General features: G+C 56.3%; 15 protein-coding genes and 1 pseudogene. 9 read left to right on the top strand and 7 right to left on the bottom strand.

Annotated features, from left to right (window positions below; translation table 11 throughout):
• Positions 1–129: 129 nt before the first annotated feature.
• Positions 130–558: pseudogene (locus tag ABX75_RS16645) on the bottom strand (OprD family outer membrane porin); the annotation flags it as partial.
• A gap of 404 nt (positions 559–962) precedes the next feature.
• Between ABX75_RS16645 and ABX75_RS16640 the strand changes: the two are divergent.
• The 5 genes from ABX75_RS16640 to ABX75_RS16620 all read left to right on the top strand — a co-directional run bounded on the left by ABX75_RS16640 (position 963) and on the right by ABX75_RS16620 (position 9,425).
• Positions 963–2,234: a TolC family protein gene (locus tag ABX75_RS16640; protein ID WP_010951456.1), complete on the top strand. Its 1,272-nt coding sequence runs from the start codon at positions 963–965 to the stop codon at positions 2,232–2,234.
• A gap of 68 nt (positions 2,235–2,302) precedes the next feature.
• Positions 2,303–3,553 carry an efflux RND transporter periplasmic adaptor subunit gene (locus tag ABX75_RS16635; protein ID WP_010951455.1) on the top strand — a complete coding sequence of 417 codons (1,251 nt, stop codon included), beginning with the start codon at positions 2,303–2,305 and terminating at the stop codon, positions 3,551–3,553.
• 24 nt (positions 3,554–3,577) lie between these two features.
• Positions 3,578–6,739 carry a CusA/CzcA family heavy metal efflux RND transporter gene (locus ABX75_RS16630; RefSeq protein WP_010951454.1) on the top strand — a complete coding sequence of 1,054 codons (3,162 nt, stop codon included), beginning with the start codon at positions 3,578–3,580 and terminating at the stop codon, positions 6,737–6,739.
• A gap of 162 nt (positions 6,740–6,901) precedes the next feature.
• Positions 6,902–7,225 carry a DUF2790 domain-containing protein gene (locus ABX75_RS16625; RefSeq protein WP_003253432.1) on the top strand — a complete coding sequence of 108 codons (324 nt, stop codon included), beginning with the start codon at positions 6,902–6,904 and terminating at the stop codon, positions 7,223–7,225.
• Positions 7,226–7,427: 202 nt separating this feature from the next.
• Complete coding sequence (locus tag ABX75_RS16620; protein ID WP_010951452.1) at positions 7,428–9,425, top strand: heavy metal translocating P-type ATPase; 1,998 nt, start codon at positions 7,428–7,430, stop codon at positions 9,423–9,425.
• A gap of 92 nt (positions 9,426–9,517) precedes the next feature.
• Here ABX75_RS16620 and ABX75_RS16615 read toward each other — a convergent pair whose 3' ends face one another.
• The 5 genes from ABX75_RS16615 to ABX75_RS29440 all read right to left on the bottom strand — a co-directional run bounded on the left by ABX75_RS16615 (position 9,518) and on the right by ABX75_RS29440 (position 13,679).
• Complete coding sequence (locus tag ABX75_RS16615) at positions 9,518–9,742, bottom strand: hypothetical protein (RefSeq protein ID WP_010951451.1); 225 nt, start codon at positions 9,740–9,742, stop codon at positions 9,518–9,520.
• Between the two features lie 127 nt (positions 9,743–9,869).
• Positions 9,870–10,895, bottom strand: coding sequence for a hypothetical protein (locus ABX75_RS16610; protein WP_010951450.1), 1,026 nt, complete (start codon positions 10,893–10,895; stop codon positions 9,870–9,872).
• Positions 10,896–11,193: 298 nt separating this feature from the next.
• The gene (locus ABX75_RS16605; protein ID WP_009395904.1) at positions 11,194–12,501 is read right to left on the bottom strand and encodes an OprO/OprP family phosphate-selective porin; all 1,308 of its coding nucleotides are present in this window, start codon (positions 12,499–12,501) and stop codon (positions 11,194–11,196) included.
• 210 nt (positions 12,502–12,711) lie between these two features.
• Positions 12,712–13,206, bottom strand: a complete 495-nt coding sequence (locus ABX75_RS29445; protein ID WP_177329691.1) for a hypothetical protein — start codon at positions 13,204–13,206, stop codon at positions 12,712–12,714.
• Entirely contained in the window at positions 13,188–13,679 is a 492-nt protein-coding gene (locus tag ABX75_RS29440) for a LysR family transcriptional regulator (RefSeq protein WP_177329690.1), read from the bottom strand. The genes ABX75_RS29445 and ABX75_RS29440 overlap by 19 nt, the downstream gene beginning before the upstream one ends.
• 257 nt (positions 13,680–13,936) lie before the next feature.
• On the opposite strand from ABX75_RS29440, the gene ABX75_RS28505 reads away from it, so the two are divergent.
• The 3 genes from ABX75_RS28505 to ABX75_RS16590 are packed head-to-tail and all read left to right on the top strand — an operon-like array spanning position 13,937 to position 16,753.
• Positions 13,937–14,356, top strand: coding sequence for a GtrA family protein (locus ABX75_RS28505; protein ID WP_010951446.1), 420 nt, complete (start codon positions 13,937–13,939; stop codon positions 14,354–14,356).
• Positions 14,322–15,305 carry a glycosyltransferase family 2 protein gene (locus tag ABX75_RS16595; protein ID WP_010951445.1) on the top strand — a complete coding sequence of 328 codons (984 nt, stop codon included), beginning with the start codon at positions 14,322–14,324 and terminating at the stop codon, positions 15,303–15,305. The genes ABX75_RS28505 and ABX75_RS16595 overlap by 35 nt, the downstream gene beginning before the upstream one ends.
• Positions 15,299–16,753: a phospholipid carrier-dependent glycosyltransferase gene (locus ABX75_RS16590; protein ID WP_010951444.1), complete on the top strand. Its 1,455-nt coding sequence runs from the start codon at positions 15,299–15,301 to the stop codon at positions 16,751–16,753. Before ABX75_RS16595 ends, ABX75_RS16590 begins: the two co-directional genes overlap by 7 nt.
• 82 nt (positions 16,754–16,835) lie before the next feature.
• On the opposite strand, the gene ABX75_RS16585 is transcribed toward ABX75_RS16590, so the two are convergent.
• The gene (locus ABX75_RS16585) at positions 16,836–17,057 is read right to left on the bottom strand and encodes a hypothetical protein (protein WP_010951443.1); all 222 of its coding nucleotides are present in this window, start codon (positions 17,055–17,057) and stop codon (positions 16,836–16,838) included.
• Between the two features lie 266 nt (positions 17,058–17,323).
• Between ABX75_RS16585 and ABX75_RS16580 the strand changes: the two genes are divergently transcribed.
• On the top strand, positions 17,324–17,911 hold the full coding sequence (locus ABX75_RS16580; protein WP_010951442.1) for a hypothetical protein: 588 nt from the start codon (positions 17,324–17,326) through the stop codon (positions 17,909–17,911).
• The last annotated feature ends 9 nt before the right edge of the window (positions 17,912–17,920 follow it).

Below are 17,920 nucleotides of genomic sequence, written 5' to 3'. Positions count from 1 at the left end.
TCGTCGAGCGATGCCCGTCCAGGGAGGGATGGCCGAGCTCGATTCTCCAGAAGGTAGCTGGTGACACGAGTGTTGAGCCCACCCAACTAGGGTGACGGAAATTTCTGGGGTTCCGGCTTACATCCCCAACAAGCGGACTTTGGCTGCGCCGCCGACCTTGGTGTATTCGTCGCGAGCTTCACCCTTGTTATCAACGGGCAGCACGTCGAAGGAGCTACGGCCGCCGTTGCGCCCATCACCGGTGTCGAGCTTGAGGCCGATCATGGCAAAGGCATCAACGCCAAAGCCAACGGTACCTTGGGTAAACCCGGAGTTGAATTTGCTGATGATCGCGTGCGCCCAGGCTTCGGAGTAGCCGTTCGTATTGCCCTTGCCACTGTTGTAAGTGGGGGCGGTGCTGTCGCGGTTATCACGGTTGAAGTAGAAGTTACGGTTCAACACTGTAAGGCTGCTGCCTTCAATGAAGCCTTCTGGCTTGTCTTCAGCTTGTGCCGAAATAGCATAGCTTCCAGACAGCGCAGAAACTGCCGCCAAATACAGTGGTACTTTGATTTTCATCCGATGCTCCTTTGATTCACGGCAGTTTTTATTATGTTTACCGGCGCGGGTGTCGTTAGTTGTTCTGACCCGGCGGCGCGCCTAGCGTAGCGCGAGCTCATATTTGCAGGCCGAAGATAACGGGAGGGTGATAGGACAATTACAATTTCGTCATCTACCTGTTATTCGGCACCTTCGCACCGCGTGTTTGCCATCTCTGTTGCTTGTATCGAAATCATCGTGTCGGGTTGGGTTTCCCAGTATTTACGGGCATTACAAAGCTTTCTTACGAAATTGTAATTTTCTAGCCACCCCTCTGATAGCTACCGCTCATTAGAGTGCCATCACCTAATCAAGTGGGGCTTGGCAGCTGTTTCGGCGTTCTCGCCAAGCTTTATCGAAGTTTGTGCACGAGGACCATCAAAGTGCCCCGGTATAACCGCAATGTCTTACCCAAGACCCCCGTCTCGCCCTGGAAGATCGCTGCACTCTGTGCAGTCATCTCTGGGTTGATGGCGCCTGCAGCCCTTGCCCAAAGCATCAGCTTGCCCCAGGCGCTTTCGACGGCCATGGATGCCAACCCAGACCTGGCCGCGGCCAGGCAAGAAATTGGGATCGCTGATGGTGCTCGCAAGCAGGCCGGGCTTATCCCCAACCCCACAATCTCGTATGACGTGGAAGACACCCGTCGTAACACCAGCCAGACGACTGTCTCTCTCAGCCAGACCCTTGAGCTGGGCGGTAAGCGGGGGGCTCGTGTTGACGTCGCCACATACGGGCAGACCGCCGCACAGCTTGAGTTAGACCGTCGCGTTAACGGCCTGCGTGCAGATGTCGTCCAAGCCTTTTACGCCGCGTTGCGGGCCCAGACAGGTCTCGACCTGGCCAAGCAATCTCTCGAACTGACTGAGCGCGGTCTTCGCATCGTCGATGGCCGTGTTCGCGCAGGTAAGTCGTCCCCAGTGGAGGCGACCCGCGCTCAAGTGCAACTGGCCGAAGCCCAGCTGCAAGTTCGACGTGCAGAAACGGAAAAAGCGACCGCTTACCAACAGCTCGCTCAAATTACCGGGAGCTCAGTCACCGTGTTTGATCGACTCGAATCGCCAACCCTCTCCCCGGGCTTGCCACCTCGCACTGAAGATCTGCTGGCTAAGCTCGACCAAACAGCAGAAATGCGTCAGGCCGTGGTGCAGATAGACAAGAGCGATGCCTCGCTCGGCTCAGAGAAAGCTCAGCGTATCCCGAACCTTACTGTCAGTGTAGGTAGCCAGTACGACCGCTCTGTGCGCGAGCGGGTCAACACTGTGGGCCTGTCTATGCCTTTGCCGCTGTTCGATCGTAACCAGGGCAACATTCTTTCCGCTTCTCGTCGTGCAGATCAGGCCCGGGACCAGCGCAATGCTGTTGAGCTGCGCCTGCGCACCGAAACCCAAACCGCGTTGAACCAATGGTCCACCGCCATGCAGGAGGTCGAGTCCTACGACAAGACCATTCTGCCTTCAGCCCAACAAGCCGTAGAGACCGCAACCCGCGGCTTCGAGATGGGCAAATTCGGTTTCATCGAAGTGCTGGATGCCCAGCGCACCTTGATCGTCGCTCGTGGCCAATACCTCGAATCGTTGGCAGCGGCGACCAATGCGCGTGCGCAGGTGGAAAGGGTTTATGGCGAAGTCGGCTCAACCGCCGGCACTCGCTGAACGGGCCAAACATTTTCTTCGGCACACAGCCTTGAACAAGCCGGTGCCTACGATCAGCAGGAGTAGCAATGGATAACAAACGCAAGATCGCCCTCGCGGTAGCCGCTGTGGCAGCCCTCGGATTTGGCAGCCTTGCCTGGAACAACAGTTCCGGACAGCAGGCCGCCAGTACTGCCGAGCATGGCGCTAACGATGGCCATGGCGACGAAAAGAAAGCCGCATCTGCCGCCAAAGAGGAAGGTGATGAGGGCCATGGTGAAGAAGGCCACAGCGAAGAGGGCGGTGAAGAAGAGGGCAAGCTGACGCTCAGCGCTGAACAGATCAAGGCCGCTGGTGTTGCCCTGGAAGCTGCAGCGCCTCGTGACCTCGGTACCGTCGTGAGCTTCCCTGGCGAAATTCGCTTCGACGAAGATCGTACTGCCCACGTGGTTCCTCGTGTTCCTGGCGTTGTTGAGGCTGTCCAGGCCAACCTGGGCGAGACGGTCAAGAAAGGGCAAGTCCTCGCGGTAATCGCCAGCCAGCAGATCTCTGACCTGCGCAGCGAACAACAGGCCGCACAGCGTCGCGTCGAACTGGCGCGTGTGACCTTCGAACGTGAGAAGCAACTGTGGCAGGACAAGATCTCTGCAGAGCAAGACTACCTCCAAGCACGCCAAGCGCTGCAAGAAGCGGAGATCTCCTTGGCCAACGCCAAGCAGAAGGTCGGCGCAATCGGTGCCTCGGTTAACTCCGTTGGCGGTAATCGTTACGAGCTCCGCGCTCCCTTCGACGCCGTGGTAGTGGAGAAACACCTGACCGTCGGCGAAGTCGTCAGCGAGGCGACCAACGCCTTCATCCTTTCCGACCTGAATCAGGTCTGGGCGACCTTCGCAGTTCCGCCGACAGATCTGGGCAAGGTCACGACTGGCCGTGCAGTGAAAGTCTCTTCGCCTGACATGAACGTCGAGGTCGAAGGGAAGGTGGGTTATGTCGGCAGCCTGCTGGGCGAGCAAAACCGTGCAGCTACTGTCCGCGTCACCTTGACCAACCCCAACGGCGCCTGGCGTCCAGGCCTGTTCGTAAACATTGCGGTCACCTCCCAGACCGATCGAGTTGCCGTAGCGGTCCCTGAGCACGCTGTGCAGACCGTTGAAGACAAACCTTCGGTATTCGTACGCACCCCAGATGGCTTTGACACCCGCCCGGTAAAACTGGGTCGCCGCGACAATGGGTACGTGGAAATCATCGACGGTATTGAAGCCGGCGCCCAGGTAGCAACCAGTGGCAGCTTCACACTCAAGTCCGAGCTCGGCAAAGCTTCTGCCGAACACGGTCACTGATGCGAACTGACAGGATGATTTCTCATGTTTGAACGTATCATCAGATTCGCCATCGAGCAGCGCATCGTAGTAATGATCGCCGTTCTGATCATGGCGGGTATCGGTATCTACAGCTATCAAAAGCTGCCCATCGATGCGGTACCCGATATCACCAACGTCCAGGTGCAGATCAACACTGCAGCGCCTGGTTACTCGCCCTTGGAAACCGAACAACGGATCACGTTTCCAGTTGAAACGGCCATGGCCGGTCTCCCGGGCCTTCAGCAGACCCGTTCCCTGTCTCGCTCTGGCCTGTCTCAGGTCACCGTGATCTTCAAGGATGGCACTGACATCTTCTTTGCCCGCCAGTTGATCAACGAGCGGCTGCAGGTTGCGAAGGAACAGCTGCCAGAAGGTGTAGAGGCCGTCATGGGTCCGGTATCTACCGGCCTCGGCGAGATCTTCCTGTGGACTGTTGAAGCCGAAGATGGCGCGGTCAAAGAGGACGGTACGCCGTACACCCCGACCGACCTGCGCGTGATCCAGGACTGGATCATCAAGCCTCAGCTGCGTAACGTCCCGGGTGTGGCCGAGATCAATACCATCGGCGGTTATGCCAAGCAGTTCCTGGTTGCGCCGGATCCAAAGCGCCTGGCTACCTACAAGCTGACACTCAATGACCTGGTCGCAGCGTTGGAAAGTAACAACGCCAACGTCGGTGCCGGCTACATCGAGCGTAATGGTGAACAGTTGCTCATCCGTGCACCGGGTCAGGTAGGCAATATCGAAGACATCGCCAACATCGTGATCACCAGTGTGGATGGTGCACCGATTCGCATCAGCAGCGTTGCTGACGTCAGCATCGGTAAAGAGCTCCGTACAGGTGCTGCTACTGAGAACGGCCGCGAAGTCGTGCTCGGTACCGTGTTCATGCTGATTGGTGAAAACAGCCGCACCGTATCTCAAGCTGTCGCCGCCAAATTGGCGGACATCAACCGCACCCTGCCAAAGGGCGTGGTGGCTGTGACTGTTTACGACCGTACCAACCTGGTTGAAAAAGCCATCGCGACGGTGAAGAAGAACCTGGTGGAAGGCGCGATCCTGGTTATCGCCATTCTGTTCCTGTTCCTCGGCAACATCCGTGCGGCTCTGATCACCGCGATGGTGATTCCGCTGTCCATGCTGTTCACCTTCACAGGCATGTTCAACAACAAGGTCAGTGCCAACTTAATGAGTTTGGGGGCACTCGACTTCGGCATCATCGTCGACGGTGCCGTGGTTATTGTAGAAAACGCGATCCGTCGACTGGCTCATGCGCAACATAAGCATGGCCGCATGCTCACCAAAACCGAACGCTTCCACGAGGTCTTTGCCGCGGCGCGAGAAGCTCGCCGGCCGCTGATCTTCGGTCAGCTGATCATCATGGTGGTGTACCTGCCGATCTTCGCCCTCACCGGCGTCGAAGGCAAAATGTTCCACCCGATGGCCTTCACCGTTGTGATGGCGCTGCTGGGTGCAATGGTCCTGTCCGTTACCTTTGTTCCTGCAGCTATTGCCATGTTCGTCACTGGCAAGGTGAAGGAAGAGGAAGGCGTGGTCATGCGCACAGCTCGACTGCGCTATGAACCGGTTCTGCAATGGGTGCTGGGACATCGGAACATCGCTTTCTCGGCCGCAGTAGCCTTGGTCGTGCTCAGTGGTTTGCTGGCAAGTCGTATGGGTAGCGAGTTCATCCCAAGCCTCAGTGAGGGTGACTTTGCGATGCAGGCCATGCGTGTGCCTGGAACGAGCCTCACTCAATCTGTCGAGATGCAGCAGCGTCTGGAGAAAGCGGTGATTGCGCAGGTGCCTGAAGTTGAGCGGATGTTCGCACGCTCGGGTACCGCAGAAATTGCATCTGACCCGATGCCGCCGAACGCCTCTGACGCCTACATCATGCTCAAGCCTCAGGATCAGTGGCCTAACCCGAAGAAGCCTCGTGATGAGCTGATTGCTGAAGTGCAGAAGGCCGCAGCGGGTGTTCCAGGAAGCAACTACGAGTTGTCGCAGCCAATCCAACTGCGTTTCAACGAGCTGATTTCGGGCGTGCGTAGTGACGTCGCTGTGAAAGTCTTCGGCGATGACATGGACGTGCTCAACAACACCGCCAACAAGATCGCGGCAGCGCTCAAAGCGGTCCCGGGCTCATCGGAAGTGAAAGTTGAGCAGACATCCGGCCTGCCGGTGCTGACCATCAACATTGACCGCGAAAAAGCAGCACGCTACGGCCTGAACATCGCGGATGTTCAGAACTCGATCGCTATCGCCGTGGGTGGCCGTCAGGCCGGCACGCTGTATGAGGGCGACCGTCGGTTCGACATGGTAGTACGCCTACCAGAGACCGTTCGCACCGACGTAGCGGGTATGTCCAGCTTGCTGATCCCGGTACCTGCCAATGCGGCACAGGGTGCCAATCAGATCGGCTTCATCCCGCTGTCCCAGGTCGCCAATCTGGACCTGCAACTGGGCCCGAACCAAATCAGCCGCGAGAACGGCAAACGTCTGGTTATCGTCAGCGCCAACGTTCGAGGCCGCGATCTGGGGTCCTTCGTTGAGGAGGCGACCGCATCGCTGGACAAGAAGGTGCAAATCCCTGCGGGCTACTGGACGACTTGGGGGGGCCAGTTCGAGCAGCTGCAGTCGGCTGCCAAACGCCTGCAGATCGTTGTTCCAGTCGCCTTGCTGCTGGTCATGACCTTGTTGTTCCTGATGTTCAACAACCTGAAGGACGGCATGCTGGTCTTCACCGGTATTCCATTCGCACTCACCGGTGGTGTTGTGGCGTTGTGGCTGCGGGACATCCCACTGTCGATCTCGGCAGGTGTCGGCTTCATTGCACTGTCCGGCGTTGCAGTACTGAACGGCCTGGTGATGATTGCCTTCATCCGCGGGCTAAGGGAGGAGGGACGAACGCTCAGACAGGCAGTCGATGAAGGTGCATTGACCCGTCTGCGACCTGTTCTGATGACAGCCTTGGTAGCGTCCCTGGGCTTCATCCCGATGGCTTTGGCCACCGGCACCGGTGCCGAAGTTCAGCGGCCATTGGCGACGGTGGTGATTGGCGGGATCCTGTCCTCCACCGCACTGACCTTGCTGGTACTGCCTGCCCTGTATCACTGGGCACACCGCAAGGATGAAGACGGCGACGAGGCCGAAGTGGTTAGCTAACAGCCTCCGCTAAAGAGAAGCCCACAACACGTGTTGTGGGCTTTTTTGTTTAAAGTGAAGTAGATGCACTTACCTTTCAAAATTGTAAGTTTCTCGTCATGCCGGTGATGCCTATGCATTGCTAAGGTTACGCCCGAGAAGTTTTGAAATTGAGAGGGTTTTATGAAAAAGCTAATTATCGCTGCTGCACTTGTTGTTTTCTCGGTGGCTTCGCAGGCCAACACTTTCTCCGAGAGCAAGCAGCTTCAATACACCAAGGAACACCAGACCGCAGTGGCCAAGTACGCGGAGAAAAATGGCAAGCCAATGCCAGAGATTCAGGATTACAAATATGGCATGAAGATAGACGTTGCGAAATTCGTACGTCAGTCGCAGGACCCCCGTACCTGCCAGGTCTATCCACGGTTGATGACCTTCGAGGACTCCCAGGGCACGCTCAAGACTGTTCGTTACTCGATGTATTCGCAATGCATCAACAACAAGTAGTAAACGATTTGAACAGAACAATTAGAGAATTCATAAATGCCAGGCAGTGCCTGGCATTTTTTATTACGCCCGATACCCCATAGCTTCGAAATGTTAACGCCTGGGCTCGGGCAAACCGTGCAATAGATCTTAGCCAACCAACAGAGACGGCTCCCCAACTGCAGAGGGCAATTGGAAGCCTTGACCCCAGAAGGGACGAGTTATGAAGAGTTTGCTTGAACGCCCTGATGACCAAGCCGGGCATGAAGGTCATAGCCATGAGCATGGCGGCATTTTTGGAATGAACACAGAGCTGATTTTCGCGCTGATCTGTGGTGCTCTCCTGGGTGCCGGAGCTCTCGCAGGAAAACTTGGCCTGATTGATCGTCTGCCTCTGATTCTGTACGTGTCGGCCTACGTGTTCGGTGGATGGTTCACCACTAAGGAAGCGGTTACCAACATCCGTCAGAAACGCTTCGAGATCGACTCGCTGATGCTTCTCGCCGCAGTCGGTGCCGCGAGCATCGGCGCCTGGGCGGAGGGGGCTCTGCTGCTGTTCCTGTTCAGTCTGGGGCATTCCCTTGAAAGCTACGCGATGGGGCGGGCCAAGAAAGCGATTGAGGCACTGTCCAAGCTCGCACCAGCCACCGCGATCGTACGCAGAGCAAATGGCACGGTGGAGATGCCCGTGGAGCTGCTGGTTCCCGGTGACGTTGTCATCGTGCGCCCCAATGACCGCCTGCCGGCCGATGGTTTTGTAGTCGTAGGCTCCTCAAGTATCAACCAGGCGCCAGTAACCGGTGAGAGCGTCCCCGTGGACAAGCAACCTGTTCCTGATGCCGAACTCGCACGCAGCAAGCCAGATGCAGTGGATGCAGCCTCGAAAGTCTTCGCCGGTACCATCAATGGCGAAACGCTCATCGAGGTTGAGGTAACCCGGCGCTCTACGGAGAGTACCTTGGCGCGGGTCATCAAGATGGTCAGTGAAGCCGAAGTCAGGAAGTCACCGACCCAGCGATTCACGGACCGCTTCCAACGCATATTCGTCCCGTTGGTTTTACTGCTGGTAGTCGGGCTGCTATTTGCCGGCATTTTCCTTGACGAGCCGTTCCGTGACTCGTTCTACCGGGCGATGGCCGTACTGGTTGCAGCCAGCCCCTGCGCGCTCGCGATCGCTACACCAAGCGCCATTCTCTCTGGCATCGCCAGGGCAGCCCGAGGTGGCGTGCTGATCAAGGGCGGTGCGCCACTTGAAGAGCTTGGATCATTGAATGCCATGGCATTCGACAAGACCGGTACCCTGACCGAAGGGCGCCCACGTATCACCGATGTAATACCCATAGGCGGCACGCAGATCGAGGATCTGCTAAACGTCGCCATCGCTGTGGAGTCGATGAGCGACCATCCGCTGGCTGCGGCAATTGTGCGTGACGGTGAAGAGATGATTGGCACACGGCGCCGATTCCAAGCCAAGAACATGAGCAACATGATTGGCCGCGGCGTGCGTGCTGAGCTTGATGGGCAGTTCGTCTGGATTGGCAAGGTCGAGATGTTCGGTACCAATGGTATTCCCGCACTCAGCAAGGCAGCCCTGGAGGCTGCGGAGCGTCTACGTCAGTCAGGCCGTACCACCATGGTGGTACGGCGTGCTGACAAGGATCTGGGCGCTATCGGGCTATTGGACACACCCCGGGAGGGGGCCAAAGAGGCACTCCAGAAGCTTAGAGAGATGGGCATCGAACGCATGGTCATGATTTCTGGAGACCACAACCGCGTTGCAGAGGCTGTAGCCAAACAAGTTGGCTTAGATGAAGCGTGGGGAGACCTGATGCCGGAAGACAAGGTCAAGGCCATCAAAAACCTGCGCCTTAGCGCCAAGGTGGCCATGGTGGGTGACGGCGTCAATGATGCCCCTGCCATGGCCAGTTCGAGCGTTGGTATCGCAATGGGGGCTGCTGGATCTGATGTTGCCCTGGAAACGGCTGATATCGCGCTTATGGCTGACGACATCAGGCAACTCCCATTTGCGGTGGGGCTGAGCCGTCACACGCGATCGATCATCCACCAGAATCTGTTCGTCAGCTTGGGGATTGTGGCCATCCTGGTTCCGTCCACCATCATGGGCTTGAGCATTGGTGCCGCTGTTGCGATCCATGAGGGCTCCACACTGTTGGTCGTCTTCAACGCCTTGCGCCTGTTGGCCTACCGCAGAAGCACCTGATCCCTGAGCTTCAATCATGAAGCTAAGCAGGGAAATGACCTGAAGTAGAAGTACGGGTCGTGCGCGATCAGCGCACGACCCGTACTTTTCTCTCACTCGTCGATCCCGATGCGCTTGAGGCTTTCAAGGGCCTTTCCGCACTCAGGTGAGCCATGCCGTAAGCCGCAGGCCAATGCAGCTTTGAGGCTCATGACACCGGCTACGAAACCGACTTGATTGCCGACTCCGTGTCCGTCCGCAAATCCCTGATCATACGCAATCTCGACAAGCGCATTGATCGCCGCCAGGGTGTCCTGTTTGTTTTTACTCTTTTGCATATCTACTCCGCGAGCATTCAGCTCATATCGCTCGGTTAGGTGGCGGCGCCTTCAGGTTTGGGGTGAGCGAATCCCGCTCCCATAGCCAATCCCTAACGGGGGGCTCAGCCCCCCACCGTAAGGAAAATCAGCTATTGAGAGCAGATGACTCGTTTTGGTCACCCGTGCTGCTCGCCTCACCGCATTGGCACTGAGTGGGTACATCCGGGTAGTCGCTGTGATTCTCAATGAACAGCGTTCGGCAGGTTTCGCACCCATAGATCCGGGGCAGGGATTTAAGGCCGCTCGGAAGCACGTCACTCAGAGGCTCGTTATGCCAAGGAGCCCCGTCAAGGATTCTTGAACGCAGGATGTTTCCCAGGCGCCAGGTGTCACTTTGTGCGCGCCAGGACCACATCGGCGCAGAAAGCGAATACTGGATGAAGGTCTCTTGTGACTGCCTGGATAGCGGGTACTTGGGGCGGGTCCAGCCGGAATCGATGATGCTGAACCCCATGCCCATTTCTGCGCTCGGGTGGGTCTTTTCACCAAAGAAACGGTCATGCGTCGCTGGAGCCGTCGCATGATGGTCAGTCGGTGGGAATACCCACAGATAACACTCATCCCGGTTGACCATGCTGATGAGCTCGCTTGGCCCCCGCATGGGGGAATTTGCAGCCAGGGCGAAGCGATCCTTCCACGACATTTTGGGAGGCGGCGCAATACCAGCAGCGATGGCCAACGTGGCAGTCTTGGGGACGAAGCGATCGCCTAGCTCGTTCAGATCCAGGTTCTTGCAGAGAGCCTTGAAGGCCTTTTTGCGAGTCTTCGAGCTGAAGGAGGGGTCAAGGAGCAGGCGAACCTGGTTCACGCCGATTCCCGCAGTTCGTAGCACCTCAATGACTTCTTCAGCCACACCGACTGCTTGAAGATCGGTCAATCCTAAGCACGTTTTCGCCCGCTCGACCGCCGCGTAGAGGTTGTACTGCCGTGTCTCGTTGTCACGACAGACCTGAATTGGCAGCTTGTCTTGGATGGCAACTTGCGGTGCAACGGAGCCGATGGCCGCGTGGAACAGCTGGTGGAGGTGCAGATGAGAGTACGGGCGGCCAGAAGCCGAGAACGAGGCGTGCAGCTGAGCAGCGAGAGGTTGAAGCAGCTTTTTTGCAGGCATGACTATCCCCTAATGAGCGACGTTGGGGTAGCTGCGCTTGTAGGGCCGTTAGACGCGAAGCTGGACGTCGAATCAGGTTCAATCATGAATAGGAGTCAGGTTTGATTTGCTTGCACGGCCACCATGCAAAGCCCGACGCGGCAATCACATCAGATTCGCCGAGCTTTGGCAAGAGCGGTCATCGGTAAGCGAAAGCAGGTAGGAGGAGGGCGCTCCATGCTTGATCACCTCCAGAAACAGGAAAGCCGGAAGCACGTTGAGCGCTTCCGGCTTTCTCACGTCAGACTGATGAGAGGGATCAGAAGACGTATTGCAGGCGGGTCACGATGGCATTGCCGCTGTCGTCGCCCACGGTGTTCTCGTTGTTGTCGGTGCGCACGTTGATGTAGTTGGCACTGACTTTCACCGCCTCGTTGACGTACCAGTTCACACCCACCGTGTGGCTCTTGGCCTTGCGCTCGTTCGATTGGTCCGCCGCGGTGACCAGGTTGCCGTCTTCGACCTTGATATCGTCAAAGCGGTAGAAGACTTCCCAGGCCCCCAGTTCCTTGTTCTCTGGTTTGATAGTGTCGAACTTGGCACCATCGAGCTTGTAGATACGCGGCTCGCCGGTCAGGGTGTAAGCCATCTGGGCGTAGTAACCGGAGGCCTTCATGTCGTTGTTGGCCTGGTCAGCTTTCAGCTTGCGGCGAAGGTATTCCGCTTGAACCGAGAACGGGCCGGTGGCCCAGGCACCTTCGAGACCCCAGACCGAGTCGTCCTTCCACAGGCCATCTTGTGCAGCAGCACCGCCAAACAGCATGCGGTTGCCGTTGGTGCCGGCATCGCCGCCGCCATTGGTATCTACACCGCGGACGCCCAGACGCGAACGAATCCGGGTATCGACCGCACTGTTTTTGAGGTCGCGGTAAGCGTACTGAGCACCGACGTGCAGGACGTTGCCATCACTGTGCAGCGGTGCGAACACGCCACGTACGTTGTAGCGCTTGGTGCTGTCGCCATCCGAGTTGTTATTGGTTTCGCTGAAAACGCTACCGGAAACATAAGCCATGTCAGCGATGGTGCTGGTGGCTTGAACACCCATGCCGGCGTTGTCGTTGATCCAGTCCGCCAGGTCGTACGAGAGGTTCCGCTCCATGGCGGTGGTCCACTTCGAACTGGTGGCTTTCTCAAGACCGAAGTCGGTGTAGAAACGGCCAAAGCGCAGTTGCACCGGCTTGAAACCCGTGTAGGTCAGGCTGGCTTCGTCGAAGTAGCCGTCGGAGTCGTTGCCCGTGTTGCGGGAAAGGTCGTAGTTGAGCTGATACTTCCAGTCGCGGTACAGCACGCCACCGAGCTCAAGGTAGGCGCGACGGAAGTAGCCTGCGTCAGCGGTATCGCCATTCTTGGTGAAGACACCATCGAAACGGCCGTAGTCGGCCTGAACTCGGCCGCCCAGTTTGAAACTGAATTCCTTGTCAGAAGTCGATACTTCAAGACCGCCCTTGGTCTTCAGAACGATGTCAGCTCCGTCAGTGGTTACTGTTCCGGAGAATGCTTGCGAGGAAAATGTGCCTATTATTGCGGCAGCCAACAGCTTTTCCCGCATGTTCGAAGAACGGATCATTGCTTGCCTCTCGTATGTTAAGTGCTTAGCTACCGACGTTATATTTCGCCCTGCGCCGGCCTAAATTTATCTTGCAGATGGGAGCAGGCCACGGTTGTCACCTGCTGTAACAAGATGCCTTTGTTCTAAGCACTCTGACTAGGTTGCAAGCGAATATGACAGTTGTGTTTCTGTAGTGTTAACGGAGGAGTTTCAAACCTAACAAAACTGTTACCGAACAAGCCAGTCCTTCTTATCAAAGAAGCTCTTCTTGATCAATCTTCGAATTTCCAAAACCTGCGGATTGCGGACAAGCTTCGTTTTGATAACAAGATAGACATCTTTCTCCTCCAGGTCGTCCAGGAAACCCGGCACGGGTAGGATATTTCTCTCCAGTTTTCGGCTGTAGTCGGGCAGCACTCCAATACACGCACCGCCAACGACAAGGCCTCGTGATAGGTTGTAGCTCTTGACCCGAGTGGTACCGCCCTGATGCTCAGCCATTATCGATGCCCACTTTCGTGAGCCCGCCAAGATCTCTTCATCCCAAGGGACAACGAGCATGAAGTTGTGCAAATCCAAGCTCTCCACTGGAAGGGTGACGCTTCTTGAATAGCGGCTGGAAATGAACAGGGCGTGCCCAATCCGGCCAAGCCGTTCAAACCTATACGTAGGATGGCGATCAAGCGCGCCTTTATCATCTGGGCTCACCAAAGCGATACCCACATCGACTTCACACTCAGAAAGCATCTGCGTTGTGCATTCTGAATGGATTTCAGCTGCATTTCGGCATGATCACGCACGTAGGCGACTAGATCGCGGTTTACGATGTCGTTCAGCACTGGCTCTGTGATCGCGATGGTAAGCCTGGGGACTTCCTTTTCACCGGACTTGCCAAGGCCGTCTGGGCCGAAGAGCTGGCACAGGTAATGGCTGACCCTCTCGCCTGTGCGGGTCAGGGCAAGCTTGTTGTGTTTGTAGACAAACACGGGAGCACCAATGTGCTCTTCCAGTTTCTCCAAGCGTTTCCGCAGGCCTACCACTGGCACATTGAGCCCTCGGGCAGCCTGTTTGAAACTGGCACAACGTGCTGTTGCGAAAAACTCTACGGCCAGCTGATCATCAATTGGCAAATCATCCAATATGTCAGGGCTGTAAGGAACAACGGTGCTTGTATATGTTTCATTTTGTGTAACCATTAGGCCCCCCTTAATTCGGGGAATCTATCTCAATGCCACCCGGTGTTTCCTTATCTTGTCAACATTGTAATCCACGGGTCATGCATGCGTTATCGGAAGGCTTTTATTTCGAAAGCGTAATTTTCAGGCAATCCCTCTGATATTGTAGCGTGCTAGCCTAGTGCGCCGACTTGTTACTTACCATATATAGATTCGGCTAATTACGCATTTACATTTAGTTCACTATTTTTTCACCTTTGCCTCCATAGGCTTTGGGCATGGAAAATCAAACCCCACCTCTTACTACCTTACTGATTCGTTATCTGGGGATCGGCTTCATAGCAACGGGAGTCCATTATGCGGTGTTCCTATTGCTGGTTACGACAGAATTCGTTACTCCGTTACTGGCCAGTATCTGTGGCGGCATGGTTGGCGCAATCGCGAGCTTCATTGGAAATAGGGCGCTCTGTTTTGTGGCAGATGGCTCTCGTAAGTTTCAGCCTGTCAGGTTTGCACTGGTCGCGTTAACCACAAACTTCGGCAATGGCGTGGGTATGTGGTTCCTCATCAAGTCGAATCTGTCACCGCTCATCTCCCAAGTCGTAGTGACCTTAAGCCTCACTGCACTTGGATTCATTGCACATCGTTTTTGGACATTCAATCATGCAGACATTACATCGCTTTCCCGAGCGCCCTGATCCCTTGTTAACCATCGTGGTCCCTTGCTTCCAGGAAGAGGAAACCATCCCCGAGTTCCACCAGCGAATCACCCGCGTGGTGAAGCGCTTACCCGTCTCCTGCGAAATCCTCTATGTCGACGACGGCAGTAATGACCGGACGGCCGACATTCTTCGCCACTATCAGGATGGGTCATCTGTACGTTGCCTGTCCCTGAGTCGCAACTTCGGCAAAGAGGCTGCACTGAGCGCCGGGATAGACCATGCCCGTGGCAGTGCGCTGATCTTCATTGATGTCGACCTGCAGGATCCACCAGAGCTCATCGCGGCCATGGTGGACTACTGGCAACGCGGCTACGACGTGGTGAACATGCAGCGCAACCTGAGAATCGGTGATTCGTGGTTCAAGCGCATGAGTGCCCGGGCTTACTACTGGGTCATGCAGCGCCTGGTGGAGAAGGTGGACATGCCGGCCGATGTCAGCGATTTCCGATTGATTGGGCCTGCGCCGCTGGCAGCCCTGCGGGCCCTGGATGAACGCTCCAGGATTCTCAAAGGCATGATCGGCTGGGTAGGCTTTCGTACCATCGAACTGCCCTACAATCGCACTGTTCGCCATGCCGGGAGCACCAAATGGAATGCAGCTGGCCTGTTCAATCTGGCCATCGAGAGCATCGTCAGCTTCTCTCGCAAACCACTGCGCATTTTCAGCCTCATCAGTTTCGGTCTTTTCGTCTCCAGCATCTGCTACATGCTTGCGTCGCTTGTGGCAGGCAGTTTCGACATCCATCACCTGATCGTCGGAATGGCTTCATTCATGTGCGTCGGTGTCGCCATGGTGGGGGAGTACCTGGGCGTGACACTCGCGGAAGTGAAGCGCCGGCCTCTCTATTTCCTGAAGCACAGCAACAAGGCAGATCCCGTGTCACTCCACCCTTCGATGGCTTCGATCGAGGGTAAGAAATGCTGAACCTGAAGAACGAGAGGACGCTGTGGTGGGTCCTGGGTTCGATTTTGCTATTGCGTTTGGTGGGGCTGGGCATCTACCCGCTGATGGACACATCTGAGGCCCGTTACGCTGAAATGGCTCGCAAGATGGTCGAGTTGAATGACTGGATCACGCCCATGTTCGACTACGGGGTACCGTTCTGGGGCAAGCCTCCGTTGTCCTTCTGGACCCAGGCCGCGAGCATGACGGTCTTCGGCGTTAACGAGTTCGCTGCGCGCTTCCCAGCGTGGCTACTCCACCTGGCAAGCTGTTTCATCATCATCAAACTCGGCACGCAGCAGATTTCTCGTAACGCCGGCATCTGGGCTGCCATTATTTTTTCCAGCACCACACTTGGCCTGGTCTCCAGCGGTGTTGTGCTGACTGACCCTGTTTTGTCGTTCTCGATTCTGCTGGCCAGCTACGGTTTCTGGCGTTGGATGAAGTGCGCCAGCAAGGCGGATGCCTACCTGATGTTCGCAGGTCTCGGGCTGGGCTTGCTTGCCAAAGGGCCGCTGACCCTGGTGCTTATGGGGGCGCCGGCATTCGCCTGGTTCGTTATCTACAAGGAATGGGGACGGGTACTGAGGCTTCCCTGGATTAGCGGCCTTGTACTCATGTTCGGTATATCCGTGCCATGGTATGTCGCGGCCGAGATGAAAACGCCCGGCTTCATGGAGTACTTCTTCGTTGGTGAGCACTGGAGCCGCTACGTCGTCAGTAACTGGGCAGGGGACCTCTATGGTAGTGCTCATGCCAAGCCGTACGGCAGCATCTGGATCCAGCTCGGATTGTCGCTACTGCCATGGGCCTTGTTTCTACCACTGTTGATCCGCAAGCGTGGATCGATGCAGCGCTTCAAAGCCTACCTCTGGCTGTGGGCCTTGGCGACACCGGTCTTCTTCACATTTGCAGGCAACATTCTGTGGACCTACCTGCTACCCGCGCTGCCAGCGTGGGCATTGCTGCTGTCTGCACGGGTCAGCGAAGTTGGCCCGAAGACCACCTGGGCTGCCGCTGCGAGCGCATTGGTGTTGCCAATCATCGGTGCGGGCATCATCTACGCCGGGGTACTAGAGGAGCGCCCTCAGAATCAGCGGGATGTGGTTCAAGCCTGGCTCAATGTGCAGTCTGCTCATTCCGCTCCCCTGATCTATCCTGGCCGCCGCTCATACTCGTCGGAGTTTTACAGCAGCGGGAAGTCCGAGAACATCAAGGATCCTGCCAAGTGGCCGCGGGATGGCTCGTTCTATCTGTCCAGGCGCTTGCGAGACAGCAAGGATGGTCTGCCCGCTGATCTAGCTTGCACATCGATCACCGAAGCGAACGCCAGCCAGCTCCTGCTGTGCCATTGGAAACGCCCCGCACAAGGTGCCGAGGGTCTGGCCGGAGAAAGCAATGCGGAAACGCCTCGCAAGAACGAAGGCTAAATTCCAAGCACAAAAAAGCCAGGTTTTACCCTGGCTTTTTTGTCGATTTCTTTCGTCATTTGAAGTCCTATTTAACCGCCGATTAATTGTCGGCTTGTTCCTTACCATCCTTGCTTTCTTTCTTTTGCTCTTGAGCGACTTGTTGTTTGTTCTGGTCCGAAGAGTCATCGCTCCATAGGCGAGCCTGTTCGGTTCGGAAGTTCTCGTTGAACTGTTTCGTTCGCTCGAAGCCGCCTTCAGCGTAAGCGGTACCCATGAGACCCAGCAGCAGGCTGCCAATAGCGATAGATTTGACAAATTTCATTGTGAACCTCGGTTCATACTAGGCCAACCTGATTAGCGGCCTTTGTTGGTTTGTAGTTTAGGAACGCGAAGCTAACGACAAGGTGAGTCAATAATTACAATTCCGTAATTTTGGCTGCAGATAGGATGCGTTAAATCTTCAAATCTGGAAGGATCATGTCTATCTCGGCACTGTCGAGGGCGACTTCGAATTTTCTCTTAAATTACAATTTTGATATCTAGCGCGTTAATTCAGCGCGGCGTTGTTGGCCGCCCTAGGAGATAGCCATGAATGACATAGAGCCCTGGGCAGTTGCTATCGGTGACTTTCGCCGCTGCACTGAAAAACTCACTGTCCAGCTCGATGAGCTGACCTCGCAGACGCGCACCTCCAGCGCTGTTCTGGAGAGGTCGAACGAACTGGTGGAGCAGGTGGACGCTGTCGGCCGGCAGATTCAGGAGGAGGTGCGAAAGGCGGAGAAGGCTTGGTCGAACGCGGAGGAGGTTGCCTTGCGCGCCGCTGCATCAGCGTATTCAGCTGCATGCCGCGGAGTCGACACCGCCATCCAGCCACTGATCTCGGAGCTTACAGCAGCGACAAAGGCGGCGGACGCCTCTATCCAGGAGCTCAAGCGGGCACCGGTGCTGGCCAAGCGTTATGTGATGGTGGTCGCCACGGCGTTCTTCATTCTGGCGCTGATCTGTGTCTACTCGACCATGCGCCTGATCGATGCCGCCGGCAGCGTAAGTGCTCAAGAGAAAGTGAATGCTCAGTACTTCTCACACCTGTGGAAAAACGCCAATCCTGACGAACAGAAGATTATTAAGTCGGTGATTCTGCGGTCGCCCATGGACCCTGTGGTCCTTCGGCACTGATGCATTGAG

Origin of the sequence: Pseudomonas sp. ARP3, assembly GCF_001029595.1 — a bacterium.
Taxonomy (GTDB): Bacteria; Pseudomonadota; Gammaproteobacteria; order Pseudomonadales; family Pseudomonadaceae; genus Aquipseudomonas; species Aquipseudomonas rhodesiae.
The sequence above is the reverse complement of the archived record's forward strand: the minus strand, read 5'-3'. Positions and strand labels throughout refer to the sequence as shown.